The following is a 20,075-nucleotide window of genomic DNA, read 5'->3' on the forward strand; positions in this document are numbered from 1 at the left end:
CGGCGATCTTCTTGGTTGCTTCGCCCACGGAGATTCCGCGTTGCGAGGTGATCTTGTTGAGCGTCAGAGACGTCATCGTCATAAGCCTCCACCAGGTTTGAGCCGCGGGTCCCTTGACCCCGGCATGGAGCGGCGCACGGCACCGCCAGTGAAATTGCGAACGGCACGACAAAGGGTTGCGCATTCAGGCGCGACTCGTGGTCCGGCCGTTCAAGTGGATCGCGGCAAAGGTTTTCGAGGCGTCTGACAGGGAGCCGCGAGACGCCGACCGCATGTGCGATGGCGTATCGAAGCGAATGTACCCTGCCCCTGCTTCCTCCGGTCCTTCGTTCTTTTGGCACCGCTTCAAGCGCGATGGGCTTCTTATGCAAATAGGTAAAGCAATCGCCGTGCCAGTTTGAAAAACGGAGCCTCCGACCACCGTTCAAAGCGAAACTTCGGGCATTCCGTCCATAGATGCTGGCGCAACTGTAACGTTATTTTACAAATGTATATTACGACTGTAACATTTAAGCTTGTTTGCAGTGCAATATAACTTGTTAGCTTGCGCAATATAATCAAAATATGCCGACATCTATTCATTTTCTCTTTCTTCTCTAATATCTATGAGGCAAGCCTTAGACGGTTCAATGCCGGAGAAGATGATGCCGAACGACAAGGACAACCGGGGTCCGGCCCAGCCAATGTCCAACCAGGCCGACGGGGTGACCGGCGACCTGGTCAGGCTGATGCCGCGCGACCTGGTTTTCGTCATGCGCTTCATGGGCGAAAGCCAGTACCGGCTGCAGAGCCATTTTCAGGACTTCATCCGCGCCGAGCTCGCCGCCGGCGGCGTCACCACGCAAACCCATCCGATGATCCATTTGTTCATCGAGAACCATGCGATCCTGCTGCGCGACTTCGTGTTTTCCGGCGTTTCGCTGACGCGCCAGTTCCACGTCGACGAGATCGAGCGCCTCACCGGCGACACCACATCGATGATCCGCGTCGATATCTGGGATCAGCTCAAGAGCCACATCGAAACGGCCGAGAAGCAATTCCAGTCGCAGGCCCACACGCTGCCCAAGCTGCTCTCCGCCTTCGAAAACCCGACCGGGCCGACAGCCCCGGAGGAAAAATGATGGCGACTTCAGTGAAAGCCGCTACGCGCGAGGTGCTGCTCGAGCGCCGGCTGGCACTTGTCGGCAATGTCTCGGCACTCACCGCCGAGGCGCAGCGTCTCAATCAGAAACTCGCCGGCATCGAGATGGAACTGCTGCGCGTGGAACTCGAGATCGGCAGGAGCGGCACCAGCGCGCAACTGGTGCAGGATTTGCATGAGGCGGAAGAGAGCGCCGAGGCGATCGTGAACGCGCGCGCGGCGTGCGAGGACCATATCGCCGCTGCCGAAGGCGAGGTCGCGGATGTCGATCGCGAGCTTGCGGCGACGGTGAACGAGGACTGACGGGAGAGGCACAATGAACCAGCAAACGATGCAAAACCTGACCCTGTTCGACCTGCTGGCACGCAGCTGGCGACGTCCGTCGGCGATCGCCGACCTCTGCTTCAGCGCCGATGGTTTGACCGTTGCTTTCACATCCGTGGATGGAACCGTCGCTATTGCCGCGGTCGCCGACCAGGAACCACCGGAATCGCGGATCCGGGTGAGCGGCGACCTCGGCCAGACGACGATCCGCCCGCGCGAGAAGCCGCCGGTGCCGTTGATCGCTTCCGCGGCATTGGCGATGGCGATGCCCCCCTCGCCGCCTACCTGCACTCAGGCTTCCTTATCGGAACGGCGGCCGGCGAAGCAGTGCATCTGACAGCTGACGGCGACGTTGCGGAAACGCTGATCAAGATCGAAGGGCCCGTCGTCGCCATCGATCATAGTCCCCGGACGGCCGTGATGGCGGTCAGTGACGGGCACGATGTCTTCCTGTCGAGCAACTGCGGCGATGTGGCGAGACTGGAACACGCTGCGACATCGTTGACGGGTGCACTGGCCTTCTCGCCGGACGGACGCCGCCTAGCCTGCGGCTCAAGCAATGGGCTGTCGATCTGGGCGATCGAAGGGCCTGCTAACCTGATATGGGACTTTTCCTTTCCGGCGCGCCCGACATCTATTCGCTGGAGCGGTGACGGCACATGGCTGGCTTGCGGGTTGGAGGCAGGGGGTTTTGCGCTGATCGGCCTTGCCGATGGTCTGACCGATACCGTCGCGGGATTTCCCTCGCCGGTACGAACAGTGTGCTGGAGCCCGCCTGCGAATGCGCTGCTTGCGTCGGGCGCGTTCCGGATCGCCGGCTGGTCGATGACCGCGCCGCCAATTGACGGGGACACGGCCGGAGCATTGGAAACCGGTCGCGCCGGTCTCGTTCTGGTCGAGACGGTGGCGGCGCACCCCCAGAAGAAACTTGTCGCGGCCGGTTACGCCAACGGTCGGATCACCGTCGCCCAGATCGGCGGACGCGACGAGCTTCTCGTCAGGCCCTTGGGTAGTGGGGTAACGGCGCTTGCCTGGTCCGCCGACGGGCGGCATCTGGCTGCGGGCATGGTCGACGGCACCGTGGCGATCATCACCTTCCCGGCGCAGATGTTCAAATAGCGGGCGCAGTCCGCGTGAAACAGGAGGATAGAGTGCAGACCGAAATCACCACCGAGGAAGAGAGCAAGGACGCGTTCTTCGAACAACTCGCCAAACTGTCGGAAGAGATGGTGGCCAAGCATGGCAAGGATTTCAGCATGGGCGCATTGGTGCTCGCCGCGCGCTGGATCGCTGAGGGCCGGGTTGGCCAGTTGAAGACGAACTAGGCAGCTCCGTTGGCTTTGTGGCTGGCCGGACGTCCCGGGAGCAATGGTCGCAACTGTCCTGCCTTCAGCCGGTCACCATAAGACCCCGAACATCTCCAACGGCGGAGCTTAAGACCGCCTTCTCGAGCGCGCATTTAATACTGTCCAAGAAGCGGTCCACATGCTCGACACGGCAAACAAGTGGGGGACGAACTTTCAGTGTATCCTCGTTGGCACCGGTTGTGCTGATAAGGACGCCATCATCGCGCATCAGATTTACGACATCCAAAGCCACTCCGGTGGCTAACGCCTTGCCCGGCGCCCGCGACGTGGTCGAACTCGGCGACGTGGTGCGCCTGGCGAACGAGCCTGCCTCATACCCCATCTTGCGGCCACCGGACTCGACGCGGTCGAGATGTGTGCCGCTGACATGCCCGATGTCATCGTTGTCGACGATGCTCTGCCGATATGCAGGCCGTGGACCCCCATCCGAAGAATCCGCGCCATAGAGGGCGCGATCAAGCCGCAAATTCTCATCTCGCTGGTCGAGGTTGACGTCAGCTCGATCATGTGGGCAAAGCGGGCCGGTGCCAGTGGCTACCTGCTAAAGCCGCTCCACCGGCCGCAATTGCTCGATCGCTTCCACACCCTGCATATCGCCGCCTGATCCGCAGGCCAGATATCGTCGGATTGAAAAAACCCGGCCGAAGCCAGGTGCGGCAACCCTTCTCGCTAGCGGATTCTGTTACTGATGGTGATCTCTCTGTCCTGGTGAAGTGTCATCGCCTCGATCTTCGTTGAGCAATGTCATAATATCCTGGGCAGAGACCGGCTTGCTGAAATGATACCCTTGCATTTCATCACAGTTGTTCTTGCGTAGGAATGCTATCTGCTCGTCCGTTTCGACCCCCTCGGCGATCACCCTTAGATTGAGTTTCTGCCCGAGTGAAATCACGGCACTGGCGACGGCCTGGTCGTCCTCGTCGGTGGCGAGGTCGTTGATGAACGACTTGTCGATCTTCAGCCTCACCACCGGGAAGGTCTTGAGTGCGCTAAGGCTGGAATAGCCTGTTCCAAAATCGTCGATCGAGATCTGTACGCCGAGGCTCTGCAGTTCATTCATCGTCGCAACCGCTATCTCGACATTCTGCATGATCAGGCTTTCGGTCACTTCGAGCTCGAGATATTGCGCTTCAAGACCACTGTCCGCGAGCGCGTTGACCACGCGGCTGATCAGGTTGGAGTCCTTAAACTGCCGTGCCGAGACGTTCACGCAGACCATCATCGGCGGCAGACCGCTATCCTGCCAGGCCTTGTTCTGCCGGCAGGCTTCATGCAGCACCCAGTCACCAATCGGGACGATCAGCCCCGTCTCCTCGGCCATCGGGATGAACTTCATCGGCGAAATAAGGCCGAGCGTCGGGTGCTTCCAGCGGATCAGCGCCTCGACCGCGAAGACCCGGCCGGAGCGAAGATCAACCTGCGGCTGGTAGAAAAGCGTGAACTCCGAGCGCGCCAGGGCGTTTCGCAATTCTTCCTGCAACAGGAATTTTTCGTGGACCGTAGCGTTGAACTCGGGCGCGTAGAACTGGAAATTGTCGCGGCCGAGTTCCTTGGCCCGGTACATGGCCACATCGGCATTGGCCAGCAGCAGGTCGGCACTAGCCCCGTCCTTGGGGTAGTTCGCCACGCCCATGCTGGCTGTCATCCTGAGACGATGTTCGCCCAGTTGAACCGGCGCCGCGATCGCCGCACGGATGTTCTGCACGGTCGCGGCAACGATGTCGGCGTCCGGAACCTGGTCAACAATCACAACGACGAATTCATCACCGCCGAGCCGCACGACGGTGTCGGTCGCCCGTACACATTCGACCATCCGGCCGGCGATGGTCTTCAGTAGCACGTCTCCGGCGTTATGCCCGAGCGTGTCATTGACGAGCTTGAAGTTGTCGACATCGATGAACACCACGCTTACCCAGCGGTGATAGCGCTGCGCATACAGGATCGCCTGCGAAAGACGGTCCCCGAGCAAGGCGCGATTGGGAAGCCCGGTCAGCGTGTCGTGATTGGCCATGAAATGGATGCGGTCCTCGGCAAGCTTGCGCTCGATGGCAATGCCGGCGATACGGGTCGTGAAATCGATAAGGCTGATCTCGGCCTCGACCGGCGCGCGCACCGTCATCGAATACATCGCAAAGACGCCCAGCACCGCGCCAGTATGCGCCAGGATCGGCGTCGACCAGCACGAGCGGTAGCCATACGGCTCCACAATGCCGCGATAATCCTCCCAGAGCGGATCACTCATCACGTCGGTCACGATGACCCGCTCGCGGCGAAAGGCGGCGGTGCCGCAGGACCCAACCTTGGGCCCAATCTGGACGCCGTCGATGGCGTTTGTGTAGTCCTTTGCCAGGCTCGGTGCCGCGCCATGCCGCAAGTGGCTGCCATCCTTATCGAGCAAAAGCACGGAGCCGAATATCCCATTCAACTGGGACTCTATGAGGCGCATGAGCCGATCGAGCACATCCTCGAGTGGAGCACTTGCCGCAATCATTTCCAGGATCTGCGCCTGACCGTTCCGCAGGTCGTCCGCCTGCTTGCGCTGGGTGATGTCGCGGGCAATGCCGATCAGGCCGAAAATCTCGTTCTGGGCGTTGCGCAACGGCACCTTGGTCGACGACAGCCACTTGCCGGCGCCAGAGGCATCGACAATGAATTCCTCCTCGTCAACCATCGGCTGGCCGCGGCGCAAAAGATCCTGCTCGCAGGCGCGAAACTGCCGGGCGAGTTCAGGCGCATGCAGGTCGAAATCGGTCAGACCGATCATTTCACCCGTCTGCCGGCCGCTGTCCGCGGCAAGCGCCCGGTTGACCACGACGAACCGGCTTTCGGTATCCTTGACCCACATATAGTCCGGGACCCAGTCAATCAGCGCCTGCAGTGAAACGCGTTCATTGGCGACCAGGCGGCTGGCGGCGAGTTCGGTGATGTCCTCATGCGTCGCCACCCAGCCGCCGTCGGGCATCGGCTGATGGCACACCTGAATCGTGCGGCCGTCCTTGAGTTCGGCGGCCCAGGTCGTCGAACCGCTGCTCGCATTTATCGAGCGAGCGAAAGCCAGATAGGCCTCGCCAGTTATAGGTAACGTTTGGGCGGCAAGCCTCAGCTCGACGATTTCACTGAGCATCGCGCCCGCATGCAGTTTCTCGGTCGGGATGCCATAGATTTCCGCGTAGCGGCGATTGCACAGGATCAGCCGTTCGTCGACATCGAAAAAACAGATGCCTTGCGAAATGTTGTCGATCGCTGTCTCGAAGCGCCGTGCCTGTGCTTCGAGCGTCGCGTTCGCGGCTCGAAGCTCGCGCTCCAGGTTCTCATAGGACACTAGGGCCAGTTTCGACAGTGTGGCCAGGCCGGCCTGATCCGTGGCATTGGCGGTGCGCCTGGATGATTTGTTGGCCAAACTAAATTCCTCCGGTTCGGCCTGCTGAGTAAATAGCATTGGCCGAGAACGAACAAAGGTCCCTGCAAGGTAATCGAGACCTACTAACTGTCCGTGAACGTCTCGAAGACACCAGATCGTCAGCAGGCGTCTGCCGGAACGACTAACGGCGTCTATGTGATGACCGGCTCGCAAGAAGTCTTTTACTGATTGTTGGAAAAGCGAAAAATGGGCCTTGAGCCGAGAGTATGGAAAGTCGAACCGTCGCAGCCAGCACCTTGTGTGTGTTTTTCGACGTCAATAGCTGGAACGGTGCCGGAAGCGGCCTAGCCGGCTATCGGGCCGCTTCTTTGCAGAAGCTGCCGTGCCGCGAGCAAGCCCGATCTGATTCAGGTCGTGTCATGGGAGTGGCTGGAAACGAGTGCCTCGTCTTCGGGCGTTCAATGTTAGTCTGAAAAAAACCGGCTTGTGTCGAAATCGGGCCTTGGCGAAAATCCCTCCGCTCTTGCGATCGCAGGGGAACAAAGGTCATGTCCGCCCTTGCCTTCCATTCCGTCGGAACATGGCGCGTTTGTCCTTCCACTCGTAGAACGAATAGACGATCGGGATGAACCAAGGCCTGCCTCGGTAGAAGGGCACTGCCTTCGGCCCCGGATCGAAGTCGAAGGCCGATTGGGCCTTCTCCGTCTCGCCAAGAAGTTTGAAGGCTGCCTTTTTGCCGAGCCAGCGCGCCCAAACCACGCCAGAGCCGCAGAAGCCAGTGGCGTAGACTGTATCCCCCGACGTGAATATGCGTGGAATCATGTCACGGTTCATCGCAACTTGACCGAACCAGCTATGCGTAAGACCAATACCCGCCAGTTCGGGGAATATGCGGCCAAGCTCGGAGCGCAGGTGTGTGGTGGGGGCAAGTGGGTCCCCGTCCGTGGTGCCGTCGCGCCCGCCAAAGAGAATGCGCGAGCCGTCTGGCGACGGACGGTAGTAGTAGCTGAGATGCCTCGTGTCGCCATACATCATGCGCTTAGGCATCAGGCGATCCATCATGCCATCGTTTAGAGGCTCAGTGGCGACGATGCGACTACGCACCGGCACGAGACGACGGCGAAGCCAGGGATCGAAGCCATCCGTGTAGGCGTTGGTGCATACCAGCACCTTTTTCGCAAACACTTCGCCGCGCGATGTGACGACACGCACGCCACCCACCTCCGCACTCGTCCCCACAACCGCAGTGTTCTCATGAATGACCGCATCTGTCATCTGTGTGACTCGCAGTATGCCGGAAAGCAGCTTGGCGGGGTGAAGCCCACCAATATCCATGCGCACGAAGCCACCCGCGTAGAAGTCCGTTCCGATGTAACGCGATACGTCCGCGCGGGGGACTGAAAACGCCTCAATCCCCAGAAAACGTTGCAATAACTCGGCGTACCGGCTCAGTTCGTCACATTCGTGTTGATTTATCGCTCCATCGAAAAGGCCAGACAGGAAAAAGTCACAGTCCACCTCCTCCTCTTGAAGGAAACTCCAAAGATCCTCCCGGGCAGCCTTTCCCTCCATCAAGATGCCGTTGGCGCGAGCTTCTCCAAACCTCCTGATCAACTGATTACGGCCCGGCCTGATGCTGCCGCTCGCCATGCCGCCGTTCCTGCTGGATGCGGCTTGCCCTATCGGCAACCGGTCGAAAAGCTGAACGCTGCGCCCAGCCCTCGCAAGCTCGATGGCTGCGGACAGGCCCGCATAGCCGCCGCCAACGATGGCGACGTCGCATCGAGGGCTTACCGGCCTCACCGGCAAAGCAGAAAAAGCGCAGTCGTCCCACCAATACGGCATGGACTTAAAGGGGCGCGGGGAGATGCTATCCATGTCGTGCATCTTTGGTTCAATCAACGCGCTCAATCGCGGGAGACCCAGAGCTTCCGGGTGGTCTCGATCACTCGCCAGACCCCGGTGAATCCTGGGTGCATGACGAACGCATCGCCTGCTGCAATTCGGCGCGGCTCGAACCCATCCTCGACGAGTTCCGAGACTCCCGAAAGGATGTAGCAAAACTCAAAGGTCCCGCCCTTGACGGATCGATAGGCTCCTGGCGTGACCTCCCAGACGCCAGCCTGCACCTGCCCGTCGTCGGTGCGCGCGATATCCCAGGTCAGAAAACGGGGATCGCCTTCCACGCGCCGTTCAGCCAACGGTTCCCCCCTTCTGGGTTCGGGAAGATTGTTCTGATCGATAAATGTAAGCTTGGACATGAGGCACCCTTTCAGCGTGCGGAATGCCGCTCGAAAGACAGTCGCCTTTCGATGGCGTTCAGAGCAGTCAGACAGACGACGTTGATGACAAGATAGAAGACGGCGGTGATGACGAAGATTTCCATGATGGCGAAAGTCTCGCTCATCAGCCGTTTGGCGAAGCCTGTGATTTCGAGCACCGTTATCGTGGAGGCAAGGCTCGATTCCTTGACGATAACGGCGACCTCCGTGCTGTAGGAAGGCAGGGCCTGTCGCAGCGCCAGGGGGAACTTGATTCGGTGGAAGACCACCCAAGGCGACATGCCGCACGCCTCCGCCGCCTCAATCAGCCCGCGCGGCAGCGAGAAAAGGGCAGTCCGGAATATCTCGGCGGTATAGGCACCCGTGTTGAGAATGACAGCAAGGATGGCGGCATGCAGACTGTCGCCGATCAGCCACCACAAAACCGGATTGTGGCGTATGAAACCGATCTGAGCGAGGCCGTAGTAGATCACAAAGATCTGTACGAGCATCGGCGTGCCCCTGAAGACCGCACAGTAGAAGTCGGCGCATTTCCGGATCGTGCTGACCTGGGATGTGCGGGCTGTTGCCAGCACGATGCCGAACGGCAACCCAAGACCGACGCCGAAAGCTGCAATCAGCAGGGTCGTCTTAGCGCCGACGAGGAGAAATGGGACCGCATATGCGACGATGCTGAAGTCCATTCTAACCTCTACTGAAGCCGCGGTTGAAATGTCTTTCGGCGCGGTTAAACAGAACCTGGCTCACTGCGGTCATGGCGAAAAACATCGCGGCCGCCAGGCAATAGAACAAAAGCGGCGAGCGAGTGATCCCCGCGGCGACCGCGGCCCCGCGCATCAGCTCCTGCATGCCTACGACGGAAACGAGCGACGTATCCTTGATCGTCATCTGCCATACGTTGTTGATGCCACCCAGCGCCAGCCGGAGGGCGAGTGGCAGGGTCACGTGGAAAAAGGTCACGCGTGGCGACAACGAAAGCGATCGAGCCGCCTCAAGCACGCCAACAGGGACCGACTGCAGTGCGCCTCGTATGACTTCGATCGAATACGCGCAGGAGATCGCGGCGATTGCTAAAATGCCGACAATGAAAGGATAGGCGTTCTCGGCGCTATTCGCATAGCCGAAGGCCGAGGCAATTTTCTGCACCCAGTCGACGGACCCGAAAAACAGCAGATAGATGACAAGCAGTCCTGGAACGCCGCGAATGACGATGCTGTAGGCATCAACAAGCTGCGACAGCACCGGGACCCGACGCCAACGAAGGATGGCGAGCGGTATTGCCGCCGCCAACCCTATGACCACGCCTAGAAAACCGATCAGAAGCGTGATGCCAGCGCCGCGGAGCAGCGCAAGCAGCCAACCCTTATCGATCATCAGCACCCAGATATCGTGCACCATGAAAAACATTCCATCAGACCGCCGCGGCATTGCCGCGACGATCTGTTGCCTGTCGGGACTACTTGTTGCAGGCGATGGTGTAGTCGTCCTTGAACCAGTTTTCCGAGGCCGCCTTCACCTTCCCGCTGTTGATCATGTCACAGAGCGCGCCGTCCAGCTTGGCCTTTAGCTCGGTATTGCCCTTGCGCAGGCCGACGCCCATCCCATAACCCAGCGTGTCGTGATCGTCCGCGCCGGTGACCTTGACGTCGATGCGGGCAAAGTTGGCGCCTTCCGGAGTGCTGAGGAAGTCGACCCAGGTCGGGGAATCGCCGAAGGCAGCGTCGAGCCGGCCTGCCCCAAGATCGGAATTCTGCTGGGTCGTGGCGTCGTAGGTCTTCAGGTCCGCGGTTGGAATATGTTTCTTGATGAACTGCGCGTATGTGGTGCCATTCACGACGCCTATGGTCTTGCCGGCCAAAGCCTTCTCAATTTCCGCAAGGCTTTTCAGCCCAGTCAACGCGGAATCCTTTGGAACCACGAAATACTGGGGAGTGGTAGCGTAAGGGATGGAGTAGTCGATCTTCTTCTTTCTCTCGTTCGTGATGCCGAGACCCGAGATGATGACATCGAAGCGATCACTGTCCATTGATGGAACCAGGGAACTGAACGTCTGAACCACGAATTTGCACTTGACCTTGAGTTCGGCGCAGATGCCGTTGGCGATATCGGCGTCGAAGCCAGTGACGTTGCCGTTGGCGTCGGCCATACTGAACTGCGGCGCGTCGCCTTCGGTGCCTACGCGCAAGACGCCGTCCTCTGCCCATGCAGTGCTCATTGCAGCGATCAGGACGACGCCGGACGCGCAGACCAGACGATATGTGTTCTTTGCTAGCATGTAATTTCCCCTTTTGTTTTTGGTTGATGGCCGCCATTAGGCGGCGGTTAAAGTGACGCTGGAGAGGAACCGCTTCACCGCCTCTGATGCGGGACTGCAAAACAGTTCTTCCGGCACGGCATCCTGCTCAACGGTACCTTTGTGCAGGAATATCATTCGGTTCGACACCTCCCTTGCGAACCTCATTTCATGCGTGACGAGAAGAATGGTCGCCCCCTCGCCGGCAAGCGTTCTGATGACCTTCAAGACCTCGCCGACTAGTTCGGGATCAAGCGCGGAGGTTGGCTCATCAAAAAGCATCAGTTTAGGCCGCATCGCCAGGACGCGCGCGATTGCCACGCGCTGCTGCTGGCCGCCCGAAAGCTGGCTTGGATATCGGTGCCTAAAGTCGGCCATGCCCACCTTCGAGAGCGCGGAAAGCGCTGCTTCTTCCGCTTCCCGCTTGTCCTGCTGCATCACGTAAATCAGTGCTTCGGTCACATTCCCGAGCACGGTCCGATGGGGCCACAGATTGAAGCTCTGAAACACCATGCCGATGCGGCGGCGAAAGACCCTGATATTGACCGCATTGACGATTTCCGTTTCGTGGCGTTCATTCTGGACGGCCGAAATCGCGTCGCCCATCACCTCGATTTCGCCCGAGCTCGGGGTCTCCAGGAAATTAATGCATCGTAGCGCCGTGCTCTTTCCTGAGCCGGAAGAACCAACGAGGGAGATGACCTCGCCTTGTCCCATCTGGAAGCTCAGCCCGTTGAGAACGCTGGTCGCGCCGAAGGCTTTGCGAAGGTCGTGAACTTTCAGAACAGGCGAAATCGTGGAGGCGTCTTGCATACTTGTCGTTTCCACCACTCCTCCGTTGCTCCGCGCCTTTAGCCTTCGATCGGTTGCGCGACTTCGTTTACGGCTGCCTTGGAGATCGAGACAATCTCGTCAATTTCGGATTCCGTTATAACAAGAGGCGGCGCGAACCGTAGGCTGCCCCATGCGGCAGGGCCCAGGCAAAAAAATTGCCATCGTGCGCCATGGCCGAGATCCGGGCCGCGACCTTCAGGACAGGTCGATCGTTCCGAGCCCAGAGGCCCGGGACTTCGAATTGGCCGAGTGCTGCCTGCGCTTTCGTTGCAGTGATTCGCCTTCCCCTCTTAACGGCTGCGTTCATGGGTTAAGGCTATGTACATGCGGCGGGAATTTTCCGCTTATTCGGATAAAATTTCGCAGTATTTCTGCTTAGTTTAGGCCCAAGAGAGGAAAATATGCGGAGACCCATGAAACTCGATCGGCTGGATTCCCGGTTGCTCGACATCTTGCAAACCCACAACCGCTCCAGCACAGAAGAGCTTGGCCAGATGGTGGGACTCTCTGCAACAGCCGTCCAGCGTCGTCTCAAGCGGCTTCGTGATGGAGGTGTAATCGAGGCAGACGTCTCGATCGTGAAACCTAAAATGGTTGGCCGACCTGTTGCGATGCTGGTCCTAGTCTCGCTGGAGCGCGAACGGGCTGACATTGTCGACCGTTTCAAGCAATCAATCCGCCAGACACCGGAAGTGATGAACGGATACTATGTAACAGGGGAATCGGATTTCGTCCTCATTGTGACCTCCCGAAGCATGGAAGACTATGAGGCCTTCACGCGGAAGTTCTTTTACGAGAATCCGGACATCAAGGGATTCAAGACGATGGTCATCATGGATCGTGTGAAGGTCGGCTTCTCTATACCCATCAATTTCGACGATTTTCATAAGTGACGTCTTCCCTCGGATGCCTGCTGGCGGAACATCGAGGATGAGCATTATCATGCGGAATCCGATAAGCTAGGAGACACCTGCATGCATTTCCCGGCGGAGTGCGTTGGTCGCACATCTGGGAAGCGGGCTTTATGAGCGTATTGGTTTTCAGCGGCGCAGGTTCTGCTTCGTCGGGCCGAATCGACCTGAGATCTCTAGCTATGATTTTTCGCGCCGCATAGCGCCGCCGTAAGGCGGGATGCGGGACCGACAGCCCCCGGCGAAGGGCGCCATATAACTCCGATGTGCGTCGCGGCTGCCCAATTGCAGACGCTTAGTGACAGCATGGCGAATGTCGTGAGTGGGCCGCAAGCGGAATGGCGCATTGCCGACTTCGCAACGAAGGATATCAGAAGTTCAAACTGCCTCGGTCGGGACCGCAGCTACTCTTGCCTCACAGAGTCCGTTGACGAAGCGTTCAAACGGGAACGCGATCTGACAGAAAGCGGCGCCAGCCGCCGAATGACGAGATGTCAGAAGCGCCTAGCAAGCCGACGGATTCCGCCAGGAAGCCTTTGGCGCTGCTGCCGTCGTCAAGCTCTATATTGCCAATGCCGAGCGGCGGCGGGATGGCGGCCACAAAGCGGCCGAAGGCCTCGGCGGGCAGCCGCCAGACCTCTACCTCGATCGCAGTGCCGCCATTCTCCACACGGACCAGTCCGGGCTTGGGCGTGGCCTGGCCGGCGAGCTGATAAAGCTTGTATGAAGAGGCCGTCCTCATCGCCCGGCAGAACCGGGCACCGGCCTGCTTGAGCTGGCCATTGAGCGGCATTCCCGAGAGGTGAGCGCCGACCACCACCAATTCGATCGTATCGTCTTCGGCCGATACGCCGACAGGCTGTGCGCTCGGCTGGCGCCAGCCCGTCGCGCCGAGGGTGAGACCGCTCGCGGCATGGAGATCGCGCGCGACGGACGCCACAAGGCCGTCCAGTCCGGCGGCCGCAAGCAGCGTCACGCTCATCGGCAGGCCGTCGTCGCGCGTGCCGGTCGGCACGGCGATGCCGCACATGTCGAGCAGATTGACGAAATTGGTGTAGGTGCCAAGCCGGCTGTTGGTCTCGACCGGATCGGCGAGCACGGTTGCGGTGGTGTAGTGCGTCGGCGCGGTCGGCACGCAGAACAGGTCGATCGAGGCGATGAGCGGGGCGAGCTTGGCCCGGTAGGCCTGCAAGGCATAGAGGCCGCGGAAGGCGTCCGCCGCCGACAGCTTCCTGGCGCCGCCGATGATCTTGCTCGTCACCGGATGCATGGCGGCTTCGTTGGCTTCCATGAAATCGCGGATCGCGGCATAGCGCTCGGCCACCCAGGCGCCCTCATAGAGGAGGTTGGCGGTAGCGTAGAAGTCGCCGAACGGGATTTCGACCAGCCGGCAGCCGAGCCGCGACAGCATGGCGAGCGAGGCCTCGAAGCCGGCCTGCATCGCCGCATCGCCGAAGAATTTCCGATCGGCTTTTGCCGGGATGCCGACGCTCAGCACAGGCGGGCGCGCGGCGAGCGGCCGGACGGCGATGTCGCGCGAATAGGGATCGGCCGCATCGCGCGCTGCCGCGATGCAGAACACTGCATAGGCGTCGTCGACGGTCAGCGCGAATACCGACACGCAGTCGAGCGTGCGGCAGGCCGGAACGACGCCGCCCGTCGACAACGCGCCGACGGTCGGCTTCAGCCCGACGATGTTGTTGAGGCCGGCCGGGATGCGGCCGGAACCGGCCGTGTCGGTGCCAAGCGCGAAGGAGACGATGCCACGCGCCGTCGCCACCGCCGACCCCGAGGAGGAGCCGCCCGGCACCAGCTCCGCGTCGATGGCGTTGCGCGGGATCGGCCAGGGCGTGCGCACACCAACGAGGCCGGTGGCGAACTGATCGAGATTGGTCTTGCCGACGACCAGCGCGCCGGCGGCCTTGAGCCGCGCCACCACGGTGGCGTCCTTGTCGGGCCAGTAGGTGTATTCCGCGCATGCCGCTGTCGTCGGCATGCCGGCGACGTCGATGTTGTCCTTGACGGCGAAGGGAATGCCCCACAGCGGTTTTGCCACCGGGTCGAACGGGCCGAGCGCTTCGACCGCGGCAAGCAGATCCGCCCTGGCGGTGAGATGGATGAAGATGCCCGGATCGTCAGCTGCCTCGATGCGGGCATAAATCGCCGCGATCACATCGCCAGCGCCGACGCCTCCACGATAAGCCGCGTGCAGGCTCGCTATGTCGAAGTGGACATCGCTCATTTCGTCTCCCCCAGAATGATCACCGGCAGGTCCCACTGAATCAGCACGACACAGCCGTCCTTCGTCCACACCGAATGCTCGGTTCCGACCGGATTGAGGATCACGCTGCCGGCAGGATGGTCGCCGTTCTCGTCGCTTTGGGTGCCTTCCAGCACGACGATGGTCTCCAGCCCGACATGGCGGTGGCGCGGCACGCCGGCGCCGGGCCGGTATTTCAGGATCGCGACCGACGGCTCGACCGGCCCGCCCTTCAGCAGCCAGTGCACGCCGATGCCATCGCGGAAAGGTTCGAACGCCAGATCGCGCCAGCCGCCGTCGAGCAGGCCGGCAAAGGCAAGATTAGGCATTGGCAATTCCCTCGAGCACCTGGTCGGTCGTCGCCGTCCAGCCGACGATGGCGCCCTGCGCCCTGATCATGGCGATCGCCGCCGCCTTGAACTCCGGAAAGTAACTTTCCGTGGCGTCCTCAGCGAGCAGGCACTCATAGCCGCGATCGTTGGCCTCGCGCATCGTCGTTTGCACGCAGACTTCGGTGGTGACGCCGGCAAAGACGAGCTGCTCGGCGCCGAGCCTTTTCAGGTCATCGCCGAAGGAGGTTGCATAGAAGGCGCCCTTGCCCGGCTTCTCGATGACGATCTCGCCGGGCAGCGGCGCAAGCTCGCCGAGGATCGCGGTGCCCGGCTCGCCGGCGATCAGCACGCGACCCATTGGCCCGGCATCGCCGATACGAACCGACGGATTGCCGCGATTGCGCTTGGCCGGCGGCAGGTCGGAAAGGTCGGGCCGGTGGCACTCCATCGTGTGGATCACCGGAAGGCCGACGGCGCGAAAGCCGTCGATCAATCTCTTCACCGTCGGCACGATCGCAGTCACCCGGCTGACGTCGTTGCCGAGGCTGGCCCCGAAGCCGCCGGGCTCGGCGAAGTCGCGTTGCATATCGATGACGACCAGCGCCATGGTCCGCGGCTTGAAGGCGAACGGAAATGGCTGCGCTGCGATTTCCGCCATCAGTGATGTCCCGCCATATGCTCGCCGATGGTCTGCACGCTCGCCTGCGCGATCGGCGTCTCGTAGACCAGCGCGCCGTCCGACATGACGAAGATGCGGTCCGAGAGCTCGAGCAGTTCGTCGAGATCCTCCGACATCAGAAGCACGGCGGCACCGGCATTGCGCGCCTTCATGACGCGGGCGCGGATTTCGGCCACGGCCGAGAAGTCGAGGCCGAAGCACGGATTGGAGACGATCAGAAGGTCGACCTTGCCGGTGAGCTCACGGGCAAGCACGGCGCGCTGCACATTGCCGCCCGACAGCGAGGCGATCGGCGAGGCAAGCGATGCGGTCTTGACCTTGAACTGCTCGACCAGCCTGGCGCTGAATGCCCTGATGGCGCCGGCACTGATCCAACTCACCGGTTTGCCGTTGCTGTCGATGTCGAAGGTGCGGAAAGAAATGTTTTCGGCCACTGTCATTTTCGGCGCGCAGGCATTCTTCAGCGGCTCCTCGGGAATGAGCCGCACATTGAGAGCGCGCGCCTCGGCCCGCGTTGCCGCATAGGCGGCGCCGCGCACCATGACTTCGCCGGCATCGCGGGGGCGCTGCCCGGCCAGCACTTCGAGGAATTCCTTCTGGCCGTTGCCCGAAATGCCTGCGATGCCGACGATTTCGCCGGAGCGCACGCCGAGATCCTCGATCCGGATCGACTTCAGCCCGGTGCGGTCCGGCGCCTTCAGGGCCTTGACCTTGAGCACGATCTCGGCGTCCGGCCTGGGCTCGGCGCGGCCGTCGAGCGCCGCGATCGGCTGGTCGCCGATCATCATCGCCGCCATGGCTTTGCGGTCGAGGTCGACGACGCGGCCGGTGCCGGTCAGCCTGCCCTTGCGCAGCACGCTGACGTCGTCGGCGAATGCCGTCACCTCATGGAATTTGTGCGAGATCATCAGCACGGTCAGATCGCCAGCCCTGGTCATGGCGCGCACCAGGCCAAGCACTTCCTGCGCCTCGCCGGGGGTGAGCACGGAGGTCGGCTCGTCCAGCACCAGGAAGGAGCGGCCGAGATAAAGCTGCTTGATGATTTCCAGCTTCTGCTTCTCGCCGGCAGCGAGCTCGGCCACCTTGACGTCGAGCGGCAGTTTGAACGGCATTCGATCCATGAACACGGCAAGCTCGCCGCGCTCCTTGCGCCAGTCGATCACGCCGGGAACCTTCTCACGCGAAATGACCAGATTCTCGGCACCGGTGAGCGACGGGACAAGCGTGAAATGCTGGTAGACCATGCCGAGGCCGAGCGCCGAGGCGTCCCTGGGGCTGGCGATCGCCACCTCGCGGCCGTCGACGAGCATGTCGCCGGCGGTCGGGTGATAAAAACCCATCATGCATTTGACCAGCGTCGACTTGCCGGCGCCGTTTTCGCCAAGCAGCGCGTGGAACGATCCGGCCGGCACCTTGACGGAGACGTCGCCCAACGCCGTGAAGGCGCCGAAACGCATGGTCATGCCGATGGTCTCGACGCCGACGGCCTTATTGCCGGTGATCGCGCTCATCCTGGTTTCCTCACGGCAGCTGGGCGACGAAGGACGCCGAGTTCGACACCGCGCCGAAGACGCCGCCCTGCATCTTGATCATCTTGATCGCGGCGAGATGGTTGCCGTAGTCGGTCGCCCCGCAGCAATCCTCCAGCATCACGCATTCGAAGCCGCGGTCGTTGGCCTCGCGCATGGTGGTGTGCACGCAGACATCGGTGGTGATGCCGGTCAGCACAATGTTTTCGATGCCGCGCTGGTTGAGGATCAGCTCCAGGTCGGTGGCGCAGAACGAGCCCTTGCCGGGCTTGTCGATGATCGGCTCGCCCTCGACCGGGTAGAGGTCGGGAATGATGTCCCAGCCCGGCTCGCCGCGCACCAGGATGCGCCCGCAGGGGCCGGGGTCGCCAATGCCGGCATTGATGCGGCGCGAGCGCCAACGCTTGTTGGCGGGCAGGTCGGCGAGGTCGGGGCGGTGGCCCTCTCGGGTGTGGATTATGGTGTAGCCTTTCGCGCGCATGGCCGACAGCACGGACTTGATCGGCTCGATCGGCGCGCGCACCAGAGACAGGTCGTATCCCATATGATCGACATAGCCGCCCGGTCCGCAGAAATCGGTCTGCATGTCGATGACGATCAACGCCGTATTGTCGGGGCGAAGCTCGCCATTATAGGGCCATGGATACGGGTCGGCGTCGATATAGCGCTGGGTGATTTCGGCTCTGGCGTTCATGGCAAAAACTCCAGCTATTTGGTGATCGACAATTCGCCCGGCGCACCCGCTAGCGAGCGTGTCGGCGACGAGGTGGCGATCATGATGATGAGGGTGAGGATGTAGGGTGCGGCGTAGAACAAATAGTAGCCTTGCGTGACGCCGACCGACTGCAGCGCCGGTCCGAGCGCTCCGGCGCCGCCGAACAGAAGCGCGGCGGCAAAGCAGCCGAGCGGATTCCAGCGCGCGAAGATGACCAGCGCCACCGCCATCAGCCCCTGACCGGACGAGATGCGCTCGGTCCAGCTGCCGGGATAGTAGAGCGACAGATAGGCGCCGCCGATGCCGGCCAGCGCGCCGCCGACGGCGGTAGCGATGAGGCGCACTGTGTTCGGGTTGAGGCCCATGGCGCGCGCGGCGTCGGAACTGTCGCCGACGACGCGCACGATGAGGCCGGCGCGGGTGTTGCGGAAGGCCCACCACAGGACCAGCGAAAGTGCTGCCCCGATCAAGAACAGGACGTTGACGTCGAGTGCCGCCTGCACCTGCGGAATGTCGGACCAGGCGCCGAAGGGAATGGCCGGAAGGTTGGGCGCTTTCGGCTTGATGAACGGCTTGCCGAAGAAGAAGGCGAGCCCCGAACCGAACAGCATCAGCGCGATGCCGATGGCGATGTCGTTGACTTTCGGGAATTTGCAGATCCAGCCATGGAACAGGCCGAAGCAAAGGCCGGCGGCCGCGGCGGCCAGCAGGCCGAGCCATGGCGAGTTGGTCATGACCGCGACTGCATATGCGGTCATGGCGCCGAAGACGAGCGTGCCTTCTAGCCCTAGGTTGATGCGGCCGGAGCGCTCGGTGATGGCCTCGCCCAGCGAAACGAAAATGAAGGGCGTCGACACGCGGATGGCGCCGCCAAGGATGGCGAGCGGCACGCCCCAGAGGCCGATCTCGGTTGCATCCATCACGAGGCCCTCTGCCACAAATCGGGATTGAAGGCCTTGAAACGGCCGTACAAGGTTTCGCTGAGCAGGATGACGATGAACAGCATGCCTTGCAGCACCAGCACAGTGGCGTCGGGCAGGTCCATGCGGCGCTGGATCAGCCCGCCGGACGCGTCGATGCCGCCAAGCAGGATGGCGACCGGGATGATGGCCAGTGGGTTGTGGCGGGCGAGGAAGGCGACGAGGATGCCGGTGTAGCCATAGCCGGCGGCGAGCGAGCCATTGGCGCTGCCTTGCACGGCTGCGACTTCCAGCATGCCGGCAAGACCGGCAAAGCCGCCCGCAAGCGCGGTAAAGCCGACGATGAGCGGTCCGACGGCCAGCCCCTGCACCTGCGCTGCCCTGACATTGCCGCCGGCAATGCGGGCGGCAAAGCCCCAGCGGGTCTTTTCGATCAGCACCCAGGAGAGCACGCAGGCGACGACGCCGACGGCAAGCCCCCAATGCACCTCCATGCCCGGAATGTTGCCGATGCGGTAGATGTCGGCGAGCGGCTGCGTCGAGGGCTTGTTGAGCGAGGCCGGGTCGCGCAGCGGCCCTTCCACCAACTGGTTCATCAGGGCGATGGCAATGTAGGCCATCAGCAGGCTGGAAATGGTCTCGTTGACGACCCGGTAGTGGCGGAGCGCGCCGACGGCACCAATCCAGATGCCGCCGGCGGCCAGGCCCGCCACGCCCATGGCAAGAATGACGATGAAGGAAGGCGCGCCGCTCAGCGCCACGCCTATGGCAGCGGCACTGACGCCACCGAGCACGATCGCGCCCTCGCCGCCGATGACGACGAGGCCGAGCCGCGCCGGCAGCGCCACGCACAGCGCCGCCAGCAGCAGCGGTGCGGCCCGCGACAGCGAATTCTGGATGGAGAACCACGAGCCGAAGCCGCCCCGCCACATGGTCTCGTAGAGCAGGATCGGCGACTTGCCGACCAGGGCGATGAACAGGCTGAACAGCGCCATGCCGACGACAATTGCCGTGAGCGGAATGACGAAAGCCTCCGCCCGCCGCGCGATCCATTCCAGCGCCGCCGGATATCCCTTGGCGCCGAGCATGACCGGCGCCTCCGCACTGCTGACCGTGTCCGTCATACC

Annotated in this window: 21 protein-coding genes; 7 read left to right on the forward strand and 14 right to left on the reverse strand. The window is 61.7% G+C overall.

Annotation, left to right across the window (positions count from 1 at the left end):
• Positions 1–644: 644 nt before the first annotated feature.
• From O7A05_RS27195 to O7A05_RS27225, 6 genes are all read left to right on the forward strand, one after another.
• The gene (locus tag O7A05_RS27195; protein ID WP_337096107.1) at positions 645–1,121 is read left to right on the forward strand and encodes a hypothetical protein; all 477 of its coding nucleotides are present in this window, start codon (positions 645–647) and stop codon (positions 1,119–1,121) included.
• Positions 1,121–1,444 carry a hypothetical protein gene (locus O7A05_RS27200; protein ID WP_337096108.1) on the forward strand — a complete coding sequence of 108 codons (324 nt, stop codon included), beginning with the start codon at positions 1,121–1,123 and terminating at the stop codon, positions 1,442–1,444. Before O7A05_RS27195 ends, O7A05_RS27200 begins: the two co-directional genes overlap by 1 nt.
• A gap of 13 nt (positions 1,445–1,457) precedes the next feature.
• The gene (locus O7A05_RS27205; RefSeq protein ID WP_337096109.1) at positions 1,458–1,802 is read left to right on the forward strand and encodes a hypothetical protein; all 345 of its coding nucleotides are present in this window, start codon (positions 1,458–1,460) and stop codon (positions 1,800–1,802) included.
• Entirely contained in the window at positions 1,793–2,584 is a 792-nt protein-coding gene (locus O7A05_RS27210) for a WD40 repeat domain-containing protein (RefSeq protein WP_337096110.1), read from the forward strand. Before O7A05_RS27205 ends, O7A05_RS27210 begins: the two co-directional genes overlap by 10 nt.
• 32 nt (positions 2,585–2,616) lie before the next feature.
• Positions 2,617–2,790 carry a hypothetical protein gene (locus O7A05_RS27215; protein ID WP_181166115.1) on the forward strand — a complete coding sequence of 58 codons (174 nt, stop codon included), beginning with the start codon at positions 2,617–2,619 and terminating at the stop codon, positions 2,788–2,790.
• 409 nt (positions 2,791–3,199) lie between these two features.
• Positions 3,200–3,436 (forward strand): PleD family two-component system response regulator, encoded by a 237-nt coding sequence (locus O7A05_RS27225; protein WP_415927062.1) that lies wholly within the window; start codon positions 3,200–3,202, stop codon positions 3,434–3,436.
• Positions 3,437–3,514: 78 nt separating this feature from the next.
• On the opposite strand, the gene O7A05_RS27230 is transcribed toward O7A05_RS27225, so the two are convergent.
• From O7A05_RS27230 to O7A05_RS27260, 7 genes are all read right to left on the reverse strand, one after another.
• Positions 3,515–6,232: a sensor domain-containing protein gene (locus O7A05_RS27230; protein ID WP_337096113.1), complete on the reverse strand. Its 2,718-nt coding sequence runs from the start codon at positions 6,230–6,232 to the stop codon at positions 3,515–3,517.
• 507 nt (positions 6,233–6,739) lie between these two features.
• Entirely contained in the window at positions 6,740–8,071 is a 1,332-nt protein-coding gene (locus O7A05_RS27235; RefSeq protein ID WP_337096115.1) for an NAD(P)/FAD-dependent oxidoreductase, read from the reverse strand.
• A gap of 29 nt (positions 8,072–8,100) precedes the next feature.
• Positions 8,101–8,454 (reverse strand): cupin domain-containing protein, encoded by a 354-nt coding sequence (locus O7A05_RS27240; protein WP_337096117.1) that lies wholly within the window; start codon positions 8,452–8,454, stop codon positions 8,101–8,103.
• Positions 8,455–8,465: 11 nt separating this feature from the next.
• On the reverse strand, positions 8,466–9,158 hold the full coding sequence (locus tag O7A05_RS27245; protein ID WP_337096119.1) for an ABC transporter permease: 693 nt from the start codon (positions 9,156–9,158) through the stop codon (positions 8,466–8,468).
• Between the two features lies 1 nt (position 9,159).
• Complete coding sequence (locus O7A05_RS27250; RefSeq protein WP_337096121.1) at positions 9,160–9,873, reverse strand: ABC transporter permease subunit; 714 nt, start codon at positions 9,871–9,873, stop codon at positions 9,160–9,162.
• Between the two features lie 58 nt (positions 9,874–9,931).
• The gene (locus tag O7A05_RS27255) at positions 9,932–10,750 is read right to left on the reverse strand and encodes a transporter substrate-binding domain-containing protein (protein ID WP_337096122.1); all 819 of its coding nucleotides are present in this window, start codon (positions 10,748–10,750) and stop codon (positions 9,932–9,934) included.
• A gap of 36 nt (positions 10,751–10,786) precedes the next feature.
• Positions 10,787–11,581 carry an amino acid ABC transporter ATP-binding protein gene (locus O7A05_RS27260; protein ID WP_337096123.1) on the reverse strand — a complete coding sequence of 265 codons (795 nt, stop codon included), beginning with the start codon at positions 11,579–11,581 and terminating at the stop codon, positions 10,787–10,789.
• Between the two features lie 434 nt (positions 11,582–12,015).
• Between O7A05_RS27260 and O7A05_RS27265 the strand changes: the two genes are divergently transcribed.
• Positions 12,016–12,495, forward strand: a complete 480-nt coding sequence (locus O7A05_RS27265) for an Lrp/AsnC family transcriptional regulator (RefSeq protein ID WP_224546519.1) — start codon at positions 12,016–12,018, stop codon at positions 12,493–12,495.
• Between the two features lie 457 nt (positions 12,496–12,952).
• Here the strand turns inward: O7A05_RS27265 and atzF are convergent, their stop codons facing one another.
• The 7 genes from atzF to O7A05_RS27300 are packed head-to-tail and all read right to left on the reverse strand — an operon-like array spanning position 12,953 to position 20,036.
• Entirely contained in the window at positions 12,953–14,755 is a 1,803-nt protein-coding gene (atzF, locus tag O7A05_RS27270) for an allophanate hydrolase (RefSeq protein ID WP_337096127.1), read from the reverse strand.
• Positions 14,752–15,102, reverse strand: coding sequence for a cupin domain-containing protein (locus O7A05_RS27275; RefSeq protein ID WP_337096128.1), 351 nt, complete (start codon positions 15,100–15,102; stop codon positions 14,752–14,754). Before O7A05_RS27275 ends, atzF begins: the two co-directional genes overlap by 4 nt.
• On the reverse strand, positions 15,095–15,763 hold the full coding sequence (locus O7A05_RS27280) for a cysteine hydrolase family protein (protein WP_337096130.1): 669 nt from the start codon (positions 15,761–15,763) through the stop codon (positions 15,095–15,097). Before O7A05_RS27280 ends, O7A05_RS27275 begins: the two co-directional genes overlap by 8 nt.
• Positions 15,763–17,295, reverse strand: a complete 1,533-nt coding sequence (locus tag O7A05_RS27285) for an ABC transporter ATP-binding protein (protein WP_337096132.1) — start codon at positions 17,293–17,295, stop codon at positions 15,763–15,765. Before O7A05_RS27285 ends, O7A05_RS27280 begins: the two co-directional genes overlap by 1 nt.
• Before the next feature lie 10 nt (positions 17,296–17,305).
• A complete protein-coding gene (gene biuH / locus O7A05_RS27290) occupies positions 17,306–18,007 on the reverse strand; it encodes a biuret amidohydrolase (protein ID WP_337096134.1) in 702 nt (233 codons plus the stop codon).
• A 14-nt stretch (positions 18,008–18,021) separates the two neighbouring features.
• Complete coding sequence (locus O7A05_RS27295; RefSeq protein WP_337096195.1) at positions 18,022–18,948, reverse strand: ABC transporter permease; 927 nt, start codon at positions 18,946–18,948, stop codon at positions 18,022–18,024.
• On the reverse strand, positions 18,948–20,036 hold the full coding sequence (locus tag O7A05_RS27300; RefSeq protein ID WP_337096197.1) for an ABC transporter permease: 1,089 nt from the start codon (positions 20,034–20,036) through the stop codon (positions 18,948–18,950). The genes O7A05_RS27295 and O7A05_RS27300 overlap by 1 nt, the downstream gene beginning before the upstream one ends.
• Positions 20,037–20,075: the final 39 nt, after the last annotated feature.

Origin of the sequence: Mesorhizobium argentiipisi (SeqCode) (assembly GCF_037179585.1) — a bacterium.
In the GTDB taxonomy this organism is placed as follows: domain Bacteria; phylum Pseudomonadota; class Alphaproteobacteria; order Rhizobiales; family Rhizobiaceae; genus Mesorhizobium; species Mesorhizobium argentiipisi.